Here is a 19,119-nt window from a genome sequence, read left to right on the forward strand (position 1 = left end):
TAAATAAGTAAAACCGTGAATGCCCTAGAACAAGTAAATTGAACTGATTTGATGAGGAGTCTGAGTAATTATTAGATGCCTAAGGACATTTGGTCTAAGCAATTGTAGAGGCGATAAACAGAATAGATGTTATATGCCTCTTCAATCTCTTGGTTAATGATGGCTATAATCCAAAATAAAACCTGTTATATAACAATCTTAGCCATTATTTGCCGTCAACAATAATCTCTTTAAACAGGGTTCTAGAAATATCTTCTTGTTTCGGACTTGTCATGGTAATTTTTAAATATCGTGCATCGGGACCATAAAGAGCATTATCTCTATCAAATGTACATTTCATGCTGCCAGAAGAAGGACCCATCTTAAATTGAGAACACTGGATTACTCCCGGTTGATTCATCATGGTCCAGGTCTTAGTCCAGTTAATTTTATCTGTTGATACTTCAATAGTATAAAAATTCGATTCCCAAATAAGCGGCTCAGCAAAAAGCTCAATTGAAGAGACATGGCTTATCTGGCCAAAATCTATTACGAAGAAGTCTCCACTGACATTAGGAGACCAATATGCACTTGAAAGAATATCATTATCAATTAATAGCTTAGCATTTTGAGCATCATAAGATGCTTCTATTGTTGCGCCATTGTCTTTTGATGCTAAGTTTCTTTGGAGTTTAGGTTGTTCTACTTCAGGTATAGAAGATTCTTCACTGCCGCCACACCCAGCTAAAACCATCAACAATAATCCTAGTGTTGTTTTTTTCAATTCCATATAAAATTTGCTTCATTTCCGATTTATAAAAGAAGCGGTATTATATGTTAACACATTGAAATTACGTAGACTATTTAGAAGGAATTGTAAAAACTGTGATATTTAACAAATGATTTTTTGCTAAAACAATATGCTTAACGGCCTTTGATGCCATCGGGCTCGATAGCTAACTGCCGTGCTTGTTTTAGGGCTTTTTTCTCAGCTCGGCGACGGGAGAAAAAAGCGCTTAACTGATTACCACATTCTGACGCTAGTACACCAGAAGTCACTTCGAGCTGATGATTAAATGCTGGATGTTGCAGTATATTCATCACACTCCCCGCTGCGCCTGTTTTTAAATCATCTGCACCATAAACCACCCGCTTAATACGGCTGTGGATCATGGCTCCCGCGCACATAGTGCAAGGCTCTAAGGTGACATATAAGGTGGTATCTAACATACGATAGTTAGCTAATATTTTACCCGCCTGGCGAATACATTCCATTTCCGCATGTGCGGTAGGGTCTTGATTTAAAATACTTAAATTAAAACCACTGGCAATCATCACATCATCTTTGACTAATACAGCACCCACTGGCACTTCGCCCTTTTGCTCTGCTAGCTCAGCAAGTTGCATGGCAACACGCATCCACTTAATGTCGATAGCTTCTTGAGTGTCTTTTTCTGGGGTGTTTATCACTTTATTAACCTAGGCAATGATTGTACGGCGCTATTCTAGCAAATAAAAAAGACGCCGAAGCGTCTTTTTTATGAATAAGTAGGCTTAATGCTGACGCATTATTCCCATTCAATCGTTGCTGGAGGCTTACCTGATATATCGTAAACTACTCGGGAAATACCATCTACTTCATTGATAATCCGGTTAGATACACGCCCTAAGAAATCATAAGGTAAATGTGCCCAATGCGCAGTCATAAAGTCGATTGTTTCCACTGCACGCAATGATACAACCCAATCATATTTACGGCCATCACCCATTACGCCAACAGATCGTACAGGTAAAAACACGGTAAACGCTTGGCTGACTTTGTTGTATAAATCTGCTTTGTGTAATTCTTCAATGAAGATAGCATCGGCGCGGCGCAGTAAGTCACAATACTCTTTCTTCACTTCGCCTAATACGCGTACCCCAAGACCAGGCCCAGGGAATGGGTGACGGTAAAGCATATTGTATGGTAAGCCTAATTCAAGACCAATTTTACGCACTTCATCTTTAAATAACTCACGTAATGGCTCAACTAAGCCCATCTTCATATCGGCAGGTAATCCGCCAACATTGTGGTGTGATTTAATTACATGCGCTTTACCTGTAGCACTTCCTGCTGATTCAATAACATCAGGATAGATAGTACCTTGGGCTAACCATTTAGCATTGGCGCATTTTTTAGATTCTTCATCAAAAATTTCAACAAATACGCGGCCAATAATTTTACGTTTAGCTTCTGGTTCTGCTTCTGATGCTAATGCATCTAAAAAGCGATTCTCAGCATCGACATGGACAATTTTGAGTCCAAAGTGATCGCCAAACATCTCTAATACTTGATCAGCTTCGTTTAAGCGTAATAAGCCATTATCAACGAACACACAGGTTAATTTGTCACCAATAGCACGATGCAGCAGCATGGCCACAACCGATGAATCTACTCCGCCAGATAACCCTAAAATAACTTCATCATCACCGATTTGTTGCTTTAAACGCTCAACCGCGTCTTCAATAATCGATGACGGTTTCCAGTTGGCTGGACAACCACAAATTTCAAGGGCGAAATGCTCAAGCATACGCTGACCTTGACGAGTGTGGGTTACTTCTGGATGAAATTGTACGCCGTAGAATCTTTTGTCTTCATTGGCCATTGCCGCAAAAGGACAGGTATCGGTTTTAGCGACAGCAACAAAACCTTCTGGAATGGCTGACACTTTATCACCGTGGCTCATCCACACATCAAGAAGAGGCTTACCTTCGGCGCTAACAGCATCTTCAATGCTTTTGAATAATGCAGAAGTAGTTTGTAACTCTATTTGAGCATAGCCAAACTCACCTTCACCTATGCCTTGAATGACTTTACCACCAAGCTGCTCAGACATAGTTTGCATGCCGTAACAAATACCTAAGACAGGTACGCCAGCGTTGAACACGTATTCTGGAGCGCGTGGAGAATTAGCAGCAGTCACACTTTCTGGACCACCCGCTAAAATAATACCATTTGGGGCAAAACCGCGGATTTGCTCTTCGCTTACATCCCAAGCCCAAAGTTCGCAATAAACGCCAATTTCACGAATACGGCGGGCGATAAGTTGGGTGTACTGAGAACCAAAATCAAGGATCAGTATCTTATGCTCATGGATATTACTCATGGATTACCTTCAAATATTGATTAATGCATAACCTAAACACAGTGTTTAAGCCATTTGAAATAGTGTCAAACAGAGCGACTTACGTCGCTCTGTTATCGGAAACTAATCGATTAAGAGCCTGAACGGTAGTTCGGTGCTTCTTTAGTAATGGTCACATCATGAACATGTGATTCACCCATACCAGCTGAAGTCACTCTAACAAACTGCGCTTTTTCATTTAAATCTTTAATGGTCGCACAACCTGTTAGGCCCATACATGAACGTAAGCCACCCATATGTTGATGGATAATTTCTTTCAGCTTACCTTTATAAGGTACGCGGCCTTCAACACCTTCAGGAACGAGCTTGTCTGCAGCGTTGTCGCTTTGGAAATAACGGTCTGATGAGCCTTGAGTCTGACCCATTGCGCCAAGTGAGCCCATACCACGATATGACTTATAAGCACGGCCTTGGTAAAGCTCGGTTTCACCCGGAGCTTCATCAGTACCAGCAAACATCGAACCCGCCATAATACATGATGCGCCGGCTGCTAATGCTTTGGCTAAGTCACCAGAGAAACGAATACCACCATCAGCGATAACCGGAATACCCAGTGCAAGCACAGCTTCGGCCGCATCAGATACCGCAGTAATTTGTGGCACGCCGACGCCAGTTACAATACGCGTAGTACAAATTGAGCCAGGGCCAATACCTACTTTCACCGCGTTAACACCTGCTTCCACTAACGCTAATGCGCCAGAAGCCGTTGCCACGTTGCCGCCAACAATTTGTAAATCAGGGTATTTAGCACGGGTGTCACGAATGCGCTGTAATACGCCTTCTGAATGTCCATGTGATGAGTCAATTAATAACACGTCAACACCGGCTTTTACGAGGGCATCAACACGTTCTTCATTACCAGGGCCTGCACCAACCGCAGCACCAACACGTAAACGACCTAATTCGTCTTTACATGCATTTGGCTTACGCTCAGCTTTTTCGAAATCTTTAACTGTGATTAGGCCTTTAAGTTTAAAGTTACCATCAACCACAAGGACTTTTTCAATACGATGAGAGTGCATTAATTTTTGCACTTCATCTAACTTAGTGCCTTCAGCGACAGTCACCAAGCGATCTTTTGGCGTCATCATGTCAGCAACAGTTTTGCTCCAGTCAGTCACAAAACGTACGTCACGGCCGGTAATAATACCCACAAGTTCATGGGCATCATTCACCACAGGGTAACCGGCAAAACCATTGCGCTCTGTTAACTCACGTAGGTCAGTCAAGGTTGTTGCTGGGGTTACGGTAACCGGGTCTTGAACGATACCAGCTTCATAACTTTTAACTTTACGAACTTCTTCGGCTTGTTGCTCAATACTCATATTTTTATGAATAAAACCTAAACCGCCCTCTTGCGCCATAGCGATAGCAAGACGAGATTCAGTCACAGTGTCCATAGCAGCAGACACAAGTGGAATGTTTAGTTCGATTTTATTGGTTAAACGAGTTTTAAGGACAGCGGTATTAGGGAGTACGGTCGAGTGGGCAGGAACCAACAACACATCATCAAAGGTTAGTGCATCTTTCAGTAAACGTAGCATGGCAACATCTCCCTAGTAAGTAGGATTTGAGGTGAAATATTGCGGCGAGATTATACCTTGCATATTGCAGTTGGTAAATGGAAAATAGCTTTTTATTACCCTTAGAATAAGAACAGTCATGAGTGCCACAAAAAACAATGTTTATACCGTCTCCAAATTAAACGGCGAAGTCAGGCAAATTCTTGAAGGTCAATTGGGTAAAATTTGGCTTAATGGCGAGATTTCAAACTTCTCATCGCCCTCCTCTGGCCATTGGTATCTGACGCTTAAAGATAATTTCTCTCAAATTCGTTGTGCGATGTTTAAAGGTCGTAATCAAGCAGTGCGTTTTCGCCCTGTTAATGGCCAGCAAGTATTAGTCAAAGGCGCGATAAGCGTTTATGAGCCCCGTGGAGATTATCAATTATTAATTGAATCTATGTTGCCTGCAGGTGATGGTTTATTAGCGCAAGAATATGAAGCGCTAAAAATGAAATTGGCAGCAGAAGGATTATTTGCCGCAGATACTAAACGCCCACTGCCTGATAATATCCAGCGTATTGGGGTAATAACCTCTGCAACGGGCGCAGCACTTCGCGATGTACTGCATGTACTCGCAAGGCGAGACCCCTCTATTGAAGTTATTGTTTATCCGACACAAGTACAAGGCGGCCCGGCAAGTCAGTTAATTTGTAATGCGATTCAAATAGCCAATCGGCGCCTTGAAGTGGATGTATTACTATTAACCCGCGGTGGTGGCTCACTAGAGGACTTGTGGTGCTTTAATAGTGAATTACTCGCCCATGCTATTTATAACAGCTCAATTCCCGTTGTCAGTGCTGTGGGGCATGAGATAGACACTACCATCAGCGACTATGTAGCCGATGTGCGTGCGCCAACACCTTCTGCTGGGGCTGAACTCTTATCAAAAGACAAAGGCAATAAAGCCGAAAAGCTGGCATTGATGTTGTCGCGTTTACAACAAAGTATTCGTCATTACCAATTACATCAATCAAGTCGGTTAAATCAACTACAACATCAACTACAACGTCATGATCCCGCCAGACGCTTACAGCAATTTGAACAACGTTTTGATGAAATGCAAATGCGTTTACAACATGCCTTACAACATCGATTAAACCGTTTGGCGATGCAACAGCAACAATTACACAGCAGGCTACAACAATGCTCACCTGTGAATAGTTTAAAAGTTGAAGCTAATCGCTTACAGTTTTTAGAGACGCGCTTTAATGACGCAGCCAAACAGTATTTTAACCATGCCGAGTTACGCCTCAAACAAGCGGTGCACCACTTAGAGACAGTGAGCCCATTATCAACTTTAACCAGGGGATATTCGATAACCAAACACAACGATCATGTGTTAACTGATGCCACCAAGGTGAACTCAGGTGACCGGCTTACAACCCAGTTGAAAAACGGGCAAGTGATATCAAAAGTGATTTGAGCCCATACTATGCTTTAACCCTGTAACGTTTAGGTTGCGGATAATATAATCAAAAGGTAAGCTGGAAAATAATGCTATAGATAAGGACTTCTATCAATGAGTATTGATGCAACTTTTTTAGGCCAATTTTTTATTGTTTGGCTAATTATATCTACCATTATTATCGCTTTACTGGCAAAACGTAAAACAGATAATCCAGCGATGACTACCGCAATAGGTTTTATTGCCAGTTTCATCCCCTTTTTAAGTATTATTATGATGATTGTATTAACACTTAAAAAAGATATATCAGTCAAAGACTCCAAAGAAGTGCCTGCCACATACACATAACCTCTGACTGCTTATTGAGCTTATTAGTTCGAAAATAAAAAACAGCTTAAACACAAAAGCCACCGCAAGGTGGCTTTTATGTTTGTTACTGCATTACACAACTAACAACAGCTCGTCATCCAACTACTTACCCATAGGGGTAAGCACAATTTCAACACGACGGTTTTGCGCACGACCTTGCTCAGAATCATTGCTGGCTATAGGGCTTGATTCGCCCATACCTGTAGAAGATACACGTGAGCCACTGACTTTCTGGCTAGTAATATATTGAGCAACTTCGCTGGCTCGCACTTGCGATAAACGTAAGTTGTAAGAATCAGAACCTGAACTGTCGGTGTAGCCAATGACATTTAAGCGGGTGTCATCATATTCTTTGGCAACTAATACCACACTGTTTAATACTGATTTAGCGCGCGCACTCAGTACCGTTTGATCAACCGCAAAGGTCACATCATTAGGCATATTAAGGATAATATTATCACCATTACGGGTGACACTTACGCCAGTCGATTTTAACTGCTTGCGTAATTCAGCTTCTTGCACGTCCATGTAATAGCCAATACCACCACCTAACGCAGCACCCGATGCGGCGCCAATGGCTGCACCTTTAGCACGATCTTTTTTACTTGATGATGCCACGCCAATAACGGCTCCACCTATTGCACCAATAATGGCACCGTTAGTTGCTTTGCTGTTTTCAGCTTCACCTGTATAGGGATTAGGGAGTTGGCAACCCGATAATAAAAGCGCACCTGATGCGAATACAACTTTAACAACATTGCTCATTACTTTATGACTCATTATTTACTCTCTTTTTAAAACATTTAGCGGCTATTAACACCACTTTTTAACATCACCTGTAAACTTAGTACGTGGCAATGTTCGAAATGAAGGTGATTGTAACGATTACTCGCTTCTTTACTATCTTTATTAGTTATGATTTTTTAGATATATCACCTGTCTGCTGAATAAGCCTGCAAATAGTAGTAATAATACGCCCCATGACAGACTTCCCCCCTCAACTATCACCACTTCTTCAACGATGACTTCTTGATAAATTACATCACGATCACTGCTTTCTAATGCCAAGGCATATAACCCATCAGATTGATCTGCACTTAAGGTTGCAACCACATCGGTATAACCGTACTCATATAAATCGATTAGCACATCGTAATAATCAGTTTTATACCCTTGGCTCAATGTGGTCAGCACTTCAAAATCATCATCTTCTGATTCACCATAAATGGTAAATACATCGGTAGTATAATAATACTCCCAAGGCCCTCCGTTACGGCTTAAATACATTTCGGCATACACATTGGCCGGTTCATTAAGGGTATAACCATACACGTCAGCATCGAATGTCACGCTAAAGGTTTGGTAGAATCCGTCTTGATCAATATCGTCAAACAAGCGGCTATGGGCTTGATAGACAGAGAAATCGCGATAACCAACATAGGTTTGCTGTTGCTGCTGAACCTGTAATTGAGTTACCTGATTCAGTTTAGTTGCATTCTTAGTTAGGGCGGGCTTTTGCTCAGATAACTTCAGCTCAGGTAGCGCGATTGTTCCTTGTTGATATGCTGCAATACGTGCATCACGGTCTATCAATAATGGTTTACTTACACTTTGGTTGTTATTGAGTCGCTTTGCGCTTTGCTTAAGCTTTTCAATTTGATTTTTTCTGTCTTCATTAACAAAAGTCGCAGCTTGATTGTTAACCACTCGACCTTCACTTACGGCATGCGGTGTAGATATATTATTATCGGCGATAACCGATGACGATGCGCATAAACTGCCCATAATCATGCTACCAATAAGAACACCCTTTACTTGTGTCGCTAATCTTGAGTAATTCGACTGCATAATAATTCCTTAATGACTTCTCGCTTAAGTGCATTAAAGACTATTCAAAATGAATCGAAGCTGAACGAATAGAAAAATTTTATATTCAGTCTGTATTCATTTTCATTATTCGATAATCAATCTTATAGTTTGTTAACTGTTTCTAAACTGAAGAGGATCTTTTACACTGATGATTGATTTTGCAGAAAATGACTCACCATTATTGTGATCGCAGTGAATACTTCAACCGCGTACTAATTTGGCTAAATGGAATAACACATGAATCTGGCTCCCTTAAAAAGCGTAATGATATTGGTATCCCTGCTGTGTAGCTTGCTATGCATTAGCTTGCCAAGTTCCGCTCAAATATCGTCAGTTGTGCTTAACCTTGCCGTGTTGCAGCAACCCGGACCACAAAATAATAAGCAGCAAAATTTAGTGATAAGAAGCCCTCAACAAGCCTCAAGTCGTGCTCAAAGCCAATTTGGTGGCAAAGTATTGCGGGTACAGTCAAGCCAAGTGAATGGCAACCCAGGGTATAGTGTTAAATTACTCAGCAATGATGGCGTAGTGTTTTATGCTAGCGTAAATGCCGTTACCGGCGCAGTGTCGAGGAATTAACAATGCGCATATTATTAGTTGAAGATGACTTAAGCTTACAAGCCAATCTAGTCCAGCATTTACAACAGGCAAATTACAGTGTTGATGTAGCATCTGATGGTGAGGACGGCTTATTTCAAGCCCAAGAAACTCTATTTGATGCGGCGATTATCGATGTCGGTTTACCAAAAATTGACGGCATTAGCTTAATTGAACAATTACGTCAGCAAGGGATCAGCTACCCTATTTTAATTTTAACGGCTAGAGATGGTTGGCAAGACAAAGTAAAAGGTTTAGATGCTGGCGCTGATGACTACTTAACCAAGCCTTTTCAAGTAGAAGAATTATCCGCTCGTTTAAATGCACTGATTCGTCGCTCTGCAGGGCAAGCCAGCCCTGTTATCAATAACGGCCCTTTGCAATTAAATACCCGAACACTAGCGTTAAGCCTTCTGCAACAGCCAATCACCCTAAGCAGTTCTGAATTTAAATTGTTTGAATATTTGATGTTGCATCAAGGTGAAGTCATTTCAAAATCGACTTTAATTGAACATATTTACGACCAAGACTTTGATTTAGATTCTAATGTTATTGAAGTATTTATTCGCAGGCTTAGAAAAAAACTCGATCCCGACAATCAATATCAATTGATTGAAACCTTGCGTGGCCAAGGTTATCGCCTGCGTTCTTTGCAAGATTAACCACCATGACAGCAACTAGGCATTGGCGACATTCACTCAAAGCCCGCTTTGTATTAAGTGGCTTGTTACTGATAGTGGTGTTATTGCCAGCTATTGGTTTTACGGTCAATAAAGCCTTCGAGAGACAAATCGCCTTATCGATAGAAAACCAGCTAAATGCCTATATGTATAGCATATTGGCGGTCACAGAAGTCGACAATGGCGACGTCAACATGCCTCCCCATTTGGTCGAAAATCAATTCAATGTTATTGGCTCAGGTTTATATGCATTGGTGAGTAATGAACAACATAAAGTGGTGTGGTCTTCAGGGTCTTTTTTCGGCCTTAAAACCCCAACGCTACAACAACCACCGGTCGGTGAAAGCCAGTTTTACCGGATTAAAATAGATAAAACTAAACATGTTGTGTTTAGTTTTACCGTTAGCTTTGCCCTTAACAAGCAACTTATTCCCATAACAATCCACATCATTAAAGATGAATCAGATTATCAATTACAGGCCCGTGAGTTTAATCGTACTCTGTGGAGTTGGATTGGTATATTGATGCTAGTTTTAGTGGCAATTCAAGCTATTTGGCTGGCATGGACACTTAAGCCTTTACGCCAGTTCAGCGATGAAATAACCCTGGTTGAACAAGGTAAACTGACTGAACTTAATCAACAATATCCCAATGAATTAAGCATTTTAGCAAAGCAGCTCAATGTGTTGCTGCATACTGAACAACAACAACGTAAACGCTATCGTAATGCCTTATCAGATTTAGCCCACAGCTTAAAAACCCCATTAGCAGTAATTAAATCTCAACCAGAACTAAATCAAGATAGCCATGAGCAGCTTGATCATATCAATCATATTATTGGTTACCAGCTGAAAAAAGCCCAAAGCGTCGCAGCAAATGCCTGGCACTTAGGGGTTAATGTCGACGACACCGCAACAAAGTTAGTCCGTACCTTAAGTAAAATTTACCATGACAGTCACAAAGATATTGATTATCAGCTCACGCAACATAATGACCAAGCTGCGATTTTCAAAGGCGACAGTACAGACTTAAGTGAAATGATAGGCAACTTACTTGATAACGCCTGTAAAGCAGCAAAATATCAAGTATTACTAACTGTAGAAACCACCATAGATTCCTTACATATCATTGTAGAGGATGATGGACCAGGGCTGACTGAAGTGCAGCAAACCTTAATATTTGAACGCGGAGCGCGTGCTGATACTTATCAGCAAGGTCACGGTATTGGGCTGGCGATAGTGAGTGACTTAGTCAATAGCTATCAAGGAAAACTGAATGTCGGTAAATCAAACTATTTAGGCGGCGCAAAATTTAGCCTAACATTTACATTATAAAATGCTGCTTTCAGCTTATGTTCATTTTCAGTTTTGTATTATCACCCTAACTTAGCCAGAGTGTTGGAGATAATATGAAATGGACTAACTCACTACCGTCACTATTTATACGCATATTTGCGATAATGTCAGTTGTCATTATTGCCATGCCATTGTTTAGTGCCCACGCTGCTCAATCAACATCTGAGCAAAGACAACAAGGTATCGCTGAAGAGACTATTTCAGAAGCTGAACTTGCGCAAATACTCGCCCCTATCGCGTTATACCCTGATAGCCTGTTAACTCACATTCTGATTGCCACTACCTATCCATTAGAGCTAGTCCAGGCTAATCGCTGGGTGAAAAAACAAAAAGATGTCGATGTCAGCACCAGAATGCAGTTAGCTGAAGGTCAGTCATGGGACCCTAGTGTTATCGCATTAACCGCTTTTCCTAGCGTATTAGAAAAGCTAAATGACGACCTTGATTGGGTTCAAAACCTAGGGGATGCCTTCTTACAAGATGAAGAAGCCGTATTAGCCATGGTGCAAACCTTGCGCCGCCAGGCGGATGACGCTAATAGCTTTGATAACATGGACAATATGCGAGTCACCAAAGTAGAGAAACAGATCATTATTGAGCCTGCTCAGCCAGAAGTGATTTATGTGCCTTACTACGACACTCGAGTGGTTTATGGTAACTGGTATTGGCACGCTTATCCGCCAGTATATTGGTATACTCGTCCAGTCTATGCATACCACAGACCCATTTATTGGGGACCAAGCGTCTATGTTAATTTTAACTACTTCTTTGGCTCTGTACATTGGTCTCAACGTCGTGTGGTTGTGATTAATCACCGTCATAGCAATTATTATCAACCTTCACGTAAAATTGCCTACAGCAGTGGTGCGAAGCGCTGGAAGCATCAACCTACCCATCGCCATGGGGTAGCCTATCGCAGCAGCTCGGTGAGTAAACGTTATGATTCGCCACAGCGTTATCAACAACACCAACAGGCGAGAAGCATGCGTAATAACACGCAGCAAGCACAAAGCAGAACACTGAACAAAGAGCCACGTTCACATAACAGTCAAGCGGCTTATAAAGTGGATAATTCACCTCAGCATAGAGTGAATCAATCATTACAGCTAGCGGGCAAAGAACGCCAAAATTATTCAAATAATAAAATGACTCGAGATGATGCATTCACCGGTAATCGCTCGGGCAGTATCGATGAGCGCCAATTAAAGAATAGAGAGTTGAATAATAAACAGTTGAACGATAAACAGCTGAATACTAAACCCAATACTACTCCTGGCCAACACGACCGAGTCAGTCGCGAACTGCAGCGCCAAAAGGAACCTGCACAATATAAAAACAATGATAGAAACACCAGAACGACTAAACAAGTTACGCGTACACAAACCAATAACGCTGACCAACAGCCAGCTAAAGCGTCGAGGGAGTTGAATAATACCAGAGAGCTGTCGCGTCAAAAACCGAGTAATCAGAGCTTTAATAACCAAATATCAAGTAAGCCGAGCCATCAGGTAGCACAGCCGCCAGCAAGACAAGAGATTAACAGGCAGGCCAGTAGTAATAGGCAAGCAGATAGCAGTAGGCAGTCATCGGCGAGAACTGCGCCACAGAGACAACCTAGCCATAATACCAGTGGTTCAAAATCGCGTGGAATCGAGCGTTGATAATAATAGTTAAGTGCAAAAAAGCTAACACGATTGTGTTAGCTTTTTTTGATCATTAATTTGGCCCATAATTAGCAGACTTTACTAACCCGTTATAGTTCAGCTTCAGCGCTAGGCTAATATTAACATCATAGCGCCATCGTCGTTGTGACAATAAAAAAGCGAATTAAAACGGATGATCAACCATTATCCACACATTAGTGCCTTCATCCGATTTTGCTAAGTCAGTGCGGATAACTAATCCAGCCATCATGGCTCGAATTGATACCCCATAGTCATATTTTATATCACTTAATAATTCACTCGTCTTATACGACTCTGCCACTCGTCCTGCTTCAACAAAACCCACTAACTGAAACCAATCTAAGTGCAAAAAACGTAACCAACGAATATCTTCGATTGGGTTGGCCTTCAAGGTATAACGATACTCAGCAGTGCCATAAATAACCGCTTTATCATGAAAACGATTTTGATCGTAGCCGCGCATACGATAAAAACCACCTAAAGTAGCCCCTTCATTATAGGGGGCGCTATTTGTGACTCGGCGATCATTATTGTCATTATATTCTAACTCCCAGGACGGCGAGTAACCGGTCCAGAAATTCAAAGCAATGACCCTTTGGCTAGCATATTCAGAAGGACCTATAGAGAAGTACTTACTAACATCTAAATTGATAAAAGACCACTGTCTATCTGACTCTAACCATCCTGCATCATGGGAAATGGATAAGTATTGACTGCTACCGTATGACGGGTTAATCGGAAAATCAGTATTGTCGTATAAAATGCCTAACTCGATAGCATGGACTGCCCCATCGAGTTTGTCATTTTCAAATTCAAAACTCTGGTAGCGGTTAAATTGCCTAAGCACTAATACCGAAGCGCCAGTGGTTAATGGGTTCCATTGACTACCACCGCTTGGCGCTGAAACTAATAAACCATTTTTAATCTCATAATTGACCAAGCCACCTGCTTCCGTGGCTCCCCAAGGTAAAGCGTATTCTAATTTAATATCAAACCAATTTGACGAGCCATTAGCTTCTAAATATTGTTCCGCAGAAGAATGATTACTGCCTGAAAGTGGCATATGTTGATCAATAAAACTTTCTCTAGGATCAGCATAAGCGCGCTGCTGTGGATAATAGCCGATCATGCCGTAGACACTTAAAAAAACCGATCGGTTTTAGGTAACATAAAGTTCCATACCCCACCACCAATCCCGCTACTGACATCACCTGTAAAACCCGTTAACCCCAGCGTCATTTGATCTTGATAGTAACCACTTAACATGGCACCCACACCTAAATTAACTCCCATGGTATCGGTGCTAAAAGCATAAGGTAAAATGAGTTGTTCTCTCACTTTTGCGCTATTGTCTATCCGATTCACTGAAGATTTAACATTCGCAGCGGGTGCGGCATGAATCATCCCAGGATAGAGAAAAGCCAAAATGATTAATACTCGGTATTGTCTGTTCATTAAACTCCCTAGTGGCTAAATCTATAGAGACTTAAAAAATCACATAAAATATTGAAACTCTCAAAAATATATTAGCTATCATCGAATCATTATACCGCTTCAGTAGCCCATACTAGAAAGCTTGATTTAATATAAACATCATTAAGCTTTATCTAATAAGCAGACTGATAGGCAGGCATGTTAAAAAAACAAAAAAGCCTGAACAAGTCAGGCTTTTTATGAATCACAATCTTATTTGCGATCACGAATATGGCTAGTAGCACGTTTACGACGACGCTCTTGGCTTAAAGTTAACTTCTCGCCACGGCCTTCAAACGGGTTAGCACCTTCATGGAAACGTAATTGAATTGGCGTACCAACCACCTTCAATGAACGGCGGAAATAATTCATCATATAACGCTTATACGAATCGGGTAACTTAGTTACCTGGTTACCGTGTATCACGACGATTGGCGGATTATAACCACCAGCATGGGCATACTTAAGCTTAACTCGGCGACCATTCACCAATGGTGGCTGGTGATCATCTTGAGACATTTGCATAACACGAGTCAACATTGAAGTACTCACACGACGTGTCGCACTATCATAAGCTTCTTCAATAGATTCATACAAATGGCCTACACCCGTACCATGAAGTGCAGAAATAAAGTGAATACGAGCAAAATCGATAAAACCTAAACGGCGGTCTAATTCGCTTTTTACGCGGTCTTTAATATTTTGATCAATACCGTCCCATTTATTTACCGCGATAACTAATGCCCGGCCAGCATTTAGGGTAAAACCTAACAAACCTAAATCTTGCTCGGCAATACCTTCATGGGCGTCAATAACAAGTAACACAACGTTACAGTCTTCAACGGCTTTAAGGGTCTTAATAACAGAGAATTTTTCAATGACCTCATGTACTTTACTGCGGCGACGAACACCTGCGGTATCGATAAGGACATACTCACGACCTTCACGTTCCATCGGAATATAAATACTGTCACGGGTGGTACCAGGCTCATCATAAACAACAACCCTTTCTTCACCTAAAATACGGTTAATAAGCGTTGATTTACCGACATTGGGTTTACCAATAATCGCTAACTTTATCGGCAAGCTTTGTAAGCGAGCTTGTTCAGCCTCAGCTTCTTCTTCAGTATATTCACGCTCTACAACATCACCAGTATCTTCTTCGATACGAACAATGCCCATAGCTTCAGCATAAGGTGTTAAGGCGTAATCAATCATGTTGGTAACGCCACGGCCTTGAGCCGCGGCCATTTGATACACTTGACCTAAACCAAGCGACCAAAACTCAGCACACTCAGAGTCACCGTCAATACCATCGACTTTATTAGCCACAACAAAGGTGACTTTATCGCGACTACGTAGATGTTGAGCGATAGCTAAATCAGCAGCCGTTAAGCCTGCTCTTGCATCGGTCATAAACAAAACAACATCAGCTTCTTCAATAGCAGCTAATGACTGCTCTGCCATTTTAGTTTCGATCCCCTCTTCTGAGCCATCGATACCGCCGGTATCAACCACAATGAATTCATAGCCAGCTAAAAACGCTCGGCCGTATTTACGGTCACGAGTTAAGCCAGGAAAGTCGGCGACTAATGCATCACGGGTGCGTGTTAGACGATTAAATAACGTCGATTTTCCGACATTGGGTCGCCCAACAAGGGCCACTACAGGGATCATGATTTTGCCTCTAAAATACTTCTCAATAAAAAGCCCCCGGAAAGCTTCCAGGGGCTCTAATAGAGTACATTATACTCTATTGTCTAAAAATTGCTGCTGCGAAATTATTCGTCAGCAGCAACTTCTTCGTTTGTTGCAACACTGCCGTCACCGTTTAGGGTTACAACAGCTAATGTACCATTGCGAGTTTGTAGATAAATTTTATCATCTACAACCAAAGGTTGGCCATATAAGCCATCGCTATCAACTTCAACTCGGCCAACAACGGCACCGTCTTCACGATTTAATACATGAAGATAACCTTCAAAATCGCCTACAATTAAGTACTGACCAATAATGGCTGGTGAAGTAAGTTCACGATTTTTAAGGGCCGAATTGCTCCAAAGTTCCAGTCCATTGCGGCGATCAACCGAATAAATTCGGCTACGATCATCCACTAAATATAAACTTAAACCGGCTTCTGCAAGTTCGTTGAAACTTGAATACTTACGTGACCAAATCACTCGACCAGTGCGTAACTCCATGGAAACTAAATTACCGTTATAGCTAATGGCGTATAAATTGTCCCCTAAAATCAATGGCGTCATATCCACATCAGCCATGCGGGTAAATTCATTACCGCCAGTTGGGGTAAAAATAGCTTGCTCCCAAGCAATTTGGCCACTGTTTTTAACTACAACAGCAATTTTACCATCAGCAGTACCAATAAAAAATCCACCAGCTTCATATGCCGCCGACCCTGTACCGCGTAGGGTTAGATTCGGAAGCTGCATGTCATGACTCCATAACTTTTCGCCACTGTCGATATTAAATGCTTCAAAAGCACCTTTACTACTGTGAACAGTCACGACATCTTCTGCAACTGTGGGCGCAGATAATAATTCACCGTTAGCTTGTACTGACCAAACAACATCACCAGTTGCTTCATCCAATGCCACTAACAGACCGGTTTCACCGCCCACAAACACTTTGTCACGTGCAGCGGTAATACCGGCGGCTAAACGTATACCTTTGGTTTTAATGTTCAGTTTTTCTTCAAACTCGCTAGAAAAGTCCTTTTCCCATACTAACTCTAGGGTTTGCTGATCATAAGCACTCACATTGCCGTTGCGATCTGCTACAAAAATTTTGCCATAACGTATTGCTGGACGAAGTTGTGAGTAATAATCACCTACGCCATTACCAATACTGGTACTCCAACTCACTTGAGGGAATACACTTGCTTGAATTTCGACTAGCTCACTAACCGGCTCTTCTTCAACATCGTTTGAAGAACACCCAGAGATAAGGGCCATACCTAACCCAACGGCAAGGAAATTTTTACACCATAACTTCATTGGGTAATTCCTTATGCTTTGTTTAGGTTATCTAACTTCATTGTCAATGCTGGATTAGTTAATGCACCGCCATTATCAATTGCTGTTTGATATGCCTGTTTTGCACTGTCTACATCGCCTTGACGAATCAAAAAATCACCTTTTAATTCTTCGCGTTGCGATTTGAACGCATCATCAGTGACAGCCTCCAATGTTTTTAATGCAGTGCCAACATTGTCTTGCTCAGCTTGTAAGCGTGCTAAACGGATCGTTGCCACCATATCTATACCTGAGCCAGGCTTAGCAACAATAACGCGCTTATAAGCATCTTCAGCCTTAACAAAATCACCAGACTCAACAGCCGCTTTCGCTGTCATTAATTCCAGTAATGCTTGGTAACCTTTTTGATCATGAGCTTTAACGAAGCTTTCAGCACCTTCAATAAATAATGCTGGATTGGCTGCATTAACAACCAATTTATCAAAAGATTCAGAGGCTTCTTCTGATGCGGTCACTTTCATATCAGAATAAGTATTCCAGCCATATAAACCGCCTAAACCTACTACAGCGCCGACTATAATAGATGCGCCATAATCTTTACCGAACTGCTTGATAGCATCTACTTGTTGTTCTTCTGTGCTATAAATTTCCACGCGCACTTCCCCTTTCTAAATCAGTTCTGCAATTTTAGCTACCAGCTCACTGCGGGTAACTAATTGTTGTTCGTTATTGTTTCTTAACGGCTTAATAGCCACTTGATTATTGGTAATTTCATTCTCACCAATAATTAACGCAAATTGTGCACCGCTTTTATCAGCACGCTTCATCTGCTTTTTAAAATTACCACCGCCACAATGACTCATGACTTTAAGGCTTGGTAGCCCCTGACGCAACTCTTGCGCGACTTTAATCGCTTCAACAAGACAATTATCGCCCATTGCCGTGACATAAATATCAACTTCTGGAGCAATATCATCATTAAGCTCTAAGGTTTCAAGCAGCAATACAATGCGCTCTAATCCCATAGCAAAACCCACTGCGGGAGTATCTTTTCCACCTAATTGACCAACTAAGCCATCGTAACGGCCACCGGCTAATACAGTACCTTGCGAGCCTAAACTGCTTGTTACCCATTCAAATACTGTGCGGTTGTAATAGTCTAATCCACGCACTAAACGCGGATTAATGGTGTATTGGATACCCACAGCGTCTAAGAGTTCACATAATGTTGAAAAATGTGTTTTCGAGTCTTCACCTAAGTAATCCATTAACGCTGGCGCATCGGACAATAAAGCCTGCACTTGCTGATCTTTAGAATCGAGAACACGAAGTGGATTAGTATACATACGACGCTTGCTGTCTTCGTCAAGCACATCTTTGTGTTGTTCTAAAAACGCAATTAATGCATCACGATACGCGGCGCGCTCTGCTGGATCACCTAAGGTATTTAATTCTAATGATACGTGATCTTCAATGCCTAACTGCTGCCATAATCGGGCTGAAAGCATCAAGACTTCTGCATCAATATCGGCACTGCCAATACCGTAAATTTCAACGCCAAACTGGTGAAATTGACGATAACGCCCTTTTTGAGGACGTTCATGGCGGAACATAGGCCCCATATACCACAAGCGCTGCTCTTGGTTATAGAGTAAACCGTGTTCATTACCTGCACGCACTGTTGATGCAGTACCTTCAGGTCGAAGCGTTAAACTGTCGCCATTACGGTCTTCAAAGGTGTACATCTCTTTTTCAACAATATCGGTGACTTCACCAATAGAACGTTTGAAAAGTTCGGTACTTTCTACAATTGGAGTTCGAATTTCGCTATAACCAAAAGCACTGACTGAAGAGCGAATAATCGACTCAACTTTTTGCCAAACTGGACTTTGGGTGGGTAGAAGATCATTCATACCACGAATTGCTTGGATTTGTTTTGCCACAGGTAACTCGTCCATTCTGTT

General features: G+C 41.7%; 18 protein-coding genes. 6 read left to right on the forward strand and 12 right to left on the reverse strand.

Annotation, left to right across the window (positions count from 1 at the left end):
* Positions 1-205 precede the first annotated feature (205 nt).
* The 4 genes from ACRWQM_RS12395 to guaB form a co-directional block, all read right to left on the reverse strand.
* Positions 206-769, reverse strand: coding sequence for a discoidin domain-containing protein (locus tag ACRWQM_RS12395; protein WP_434928681.1), 564 nt, complete (start codon positions 767-769; stop codon positions 206-208).
* Positions 770-903: 134 nt separating this feature from the next.
* Entirely contained in the window at positions 904-1,446 is a 543-nt protein-coding gene (tadA, locus tag ACRWQM_RS12400; protein WP_434932037.1) for a tRNA adenosine(34) deaminase TadA, read from the reverse strand.
* Positions 1,447-1,547: 101 nt separating this feature from the next.
* Positions 1,548-3,125: a glutamine-hydrolyzing GMP synthase gene (gene guaA / locus ACRWQM_RS12405; protein WP_434930202.1), complete on the reverse strand. Its 1,578-nt coding sequence runs from the start codon at positions 3,123-3,125 to the stop codon at positions 1,548-1,550.
* A gap of 110 nt (positions 3,126-3,235) precedes the next feature.
* Complete coding sequence (guaB, locus tag ACRWQM_RS12410; protein WP_226410523.1) at positions 3,236-4,708, reverse strand: IMP dehydrogenase; 1,473 nt, start codon at positions 4,706-4,708, stop codon at positions 3,236-3,238.
* A 118-nt stretch (positions 4,709-4,826) separates the two neighbouring features.
* Between guaB and xseA the strand changes: the two genes are divergently transcribed.
* A complete protein-coding gene (xseA, locus tag ACRWQM_RS12415) occupies positions 4,827-6,152 on the forward strand; it encodes an exodeoxyribonuclease VII large subunit (RefSeq protein ID WP_434930203.1) in 1,326 nt (441 codons plus the stop codon).
* Between the two features lie 96 nt (positions 6,153-6,248).
* Positions 6,249-6,482, forward strand: coding sequence for a hypothetical protein (locus tag ACRWQM_RS12420; protein ID WP_434928678.1), 234 nt, complete (start codon positions 6,249-6,251; stop codon positions 6,480-6,482).
* 123 nt (positions 6,483-6,605) lie between these two features.
* Here ACRWQM_RS12420 and ACRWQM_RS12425 read toward each other — a convergent pair whose 3' ends face one another.
* Both ACRWQM_RS12425 and ACRWQM_RS12430 read right to left on the reverse strand, forming a co-directional pair.
* Entirely contained in the window at positions 6,606-7,283 is a 678-nt protein-coding gene (locus tag ACRWQM_RS12425) for an OmpA family protein (protein ID WP_434930204.1), read from the reverse strand.
* Positions 7,284-7,412: 129 nt separating this feature from the next.
* Positions 7,413-8,351, reverse strand: a complete 939-nt coding sequence (locus ACRWQM_RS12430; RefSeq protein WP_434930205.1) for a choice-of-anchor H family protein — start codon at positions 8,349-8,351, stop codon at positions 7,413-7,415.
* Between the two features lie 258 nt (positions 8,352-8,609).
* Here ACRWQM_RS12430 and ACRWQM_RS12435 point away from each other — a divergent pair, with 258 nt between their 5' ends.
* The 4 genes from ACRWQM_RS12435 to ACRWQM_RS12450 all read left to right on the forward strand — a co-directional run bounded on the left by ACRWQM_RS12435 (position 8,610) and on the right by ACRWQM_RS12450 (position 12,665).
* Positions 8,610-8,951 carry a PepSY domain-containing protein gene (locus ACRWQM_RS12435; protein ID WP_434928675.1) on the forward strand — a complete coding sequence of 114 codons (342 nt, stop codon included), beginning with the start codon at positions 8,610-8,612 and terminating at the stop codon, positions 8,949-8,951.
* A gap of 2 nt (positions 8,952-8,953) precedes the next feature.
* Positions 8,954-9,631, forward strand: coding sequence for a response regulator transcription factor (locus ACRWQM_RS12440; protein ID WP_434928674.1), 678 nt, complete (start codon positions 8,954-8,956; stop codon positions 9,629-9,631).
* Positions 9,632-9,636: 5 nt separating this feature from the next.
* Positions 9,637-10,983, forward strand: a complete 1,347-nt coding sequence (locus tag ACRWQM_RS12445; RefSeq protein ID WP_434930206.1) for an ATP-binding protein — start codon at positions 9,637-9,639, stop codon at positions 10,981-10,983.
* Between the two features lie 74 nt (positions 10,984-11,057).
* Positions 11,058-12,665 carry a DUF3300 domain-containing protein gene (locus ACRWQM_RS12450; protein ID WP_434930207.1) on the forward strand — a complete coding sequence of 536 codons (1,608 nt, stop codon included), beginning with the start codon at positions 11,058-11,060 and terminating at the stop codon, positions 12,663-12,665.
* A gap of 166 nt (positions 12,666-12,831) precedes the next feature.
* On the opposite strand, the gene ACRWQM_RS12455 is transcribed toward ACRWQM_RS12450, so the two are convergent.
* The 6 genes from ACRWQM_RS12455 to hisS form a co-directional block, all read right to left on the reverse strand.
* Entirely contained in the window at positions 12,832-13,818 is a 987-nt protein-coding gene (locus ACRWQM_RS12455) for a BamA/TamA family outer membrane protein (protein ID WP_434930208.1), read from the reverse strand.
* Between the two features lie 11 nt (positions 13,819-13,829).
* Positions 13,830-14,144, reverse strand: coding sequence for a hypothetical protein (locus ACRWQM_RS12460; RefSeq protein WP_434930209.1), 315 nt, complete (start codon positions 14,142-14,144; stop codon positions 13,830-13,832).
* 231 nt (positions 14,145-14,375) lie between these two features.
* Positions 14,376-15,839, reverse strand: coding sequence for a ribosome biogenesis GTPase Der (gene der, locus ACRWQM_RS12465; RefSeq protein WP_226410532.1), 1,464 nt, complete (start codon positions 15,837-15,839; stop codon positions 14,376-14,378).
* Between the two features lie 104 nt (positions 15,840-15,943).
* Complete coding sequence (gene bamB / locus ACRWQM_RS12470) at positions 15,944-17,176, reverse strand: outer membrane protein assembly factor BamB (protein WP_434930210.1); 1,233 nt, start codon at positions 17,174-17,176, stop codon at positions 15,944-15,946.
* An 11-nt stretch (positions 17,177-17,187) separates the two neighbouring features.
* Complete coding sequence (locus ACRWQM_RS12475; RefSeq protein ID WP_434928668.1) at positions 17,188-17,808, reverse strand: tetratricopeptide repeat protein; 621 nt, start codon at positions 17,806-17,808, stop codon at positions 17,188-17,190.
* 15 nt (positions 17,809-17,823) lie between these two features.
* The gene (gene hisS, locus ACRWQM_RS12480) at positions 17,824-19,098 is read right to left on the reverse strand and encodes a histidine--tRNA ligase (protein ID WP_226410535.1); all 1,275 of its coding nucleotides are present in this window, start codon (positions 19,096-19,098) and stop codon (positions 17,824-17,826) included.
* Positions 19,099-19,119: the final 21 nt, after the last annotated feature.

The sequence above is a fragment of the Shewanella sp. HL-SH5 genome (assembly GCF_051163755.1).
GTDB classification, from domain to species: domain Bacteria; phylum Pseudomonadota; class Gammaproteobacteria; order Enterobacterales; family Shewanellaceae; genus Shewanella; species Shewanella glacialimarina.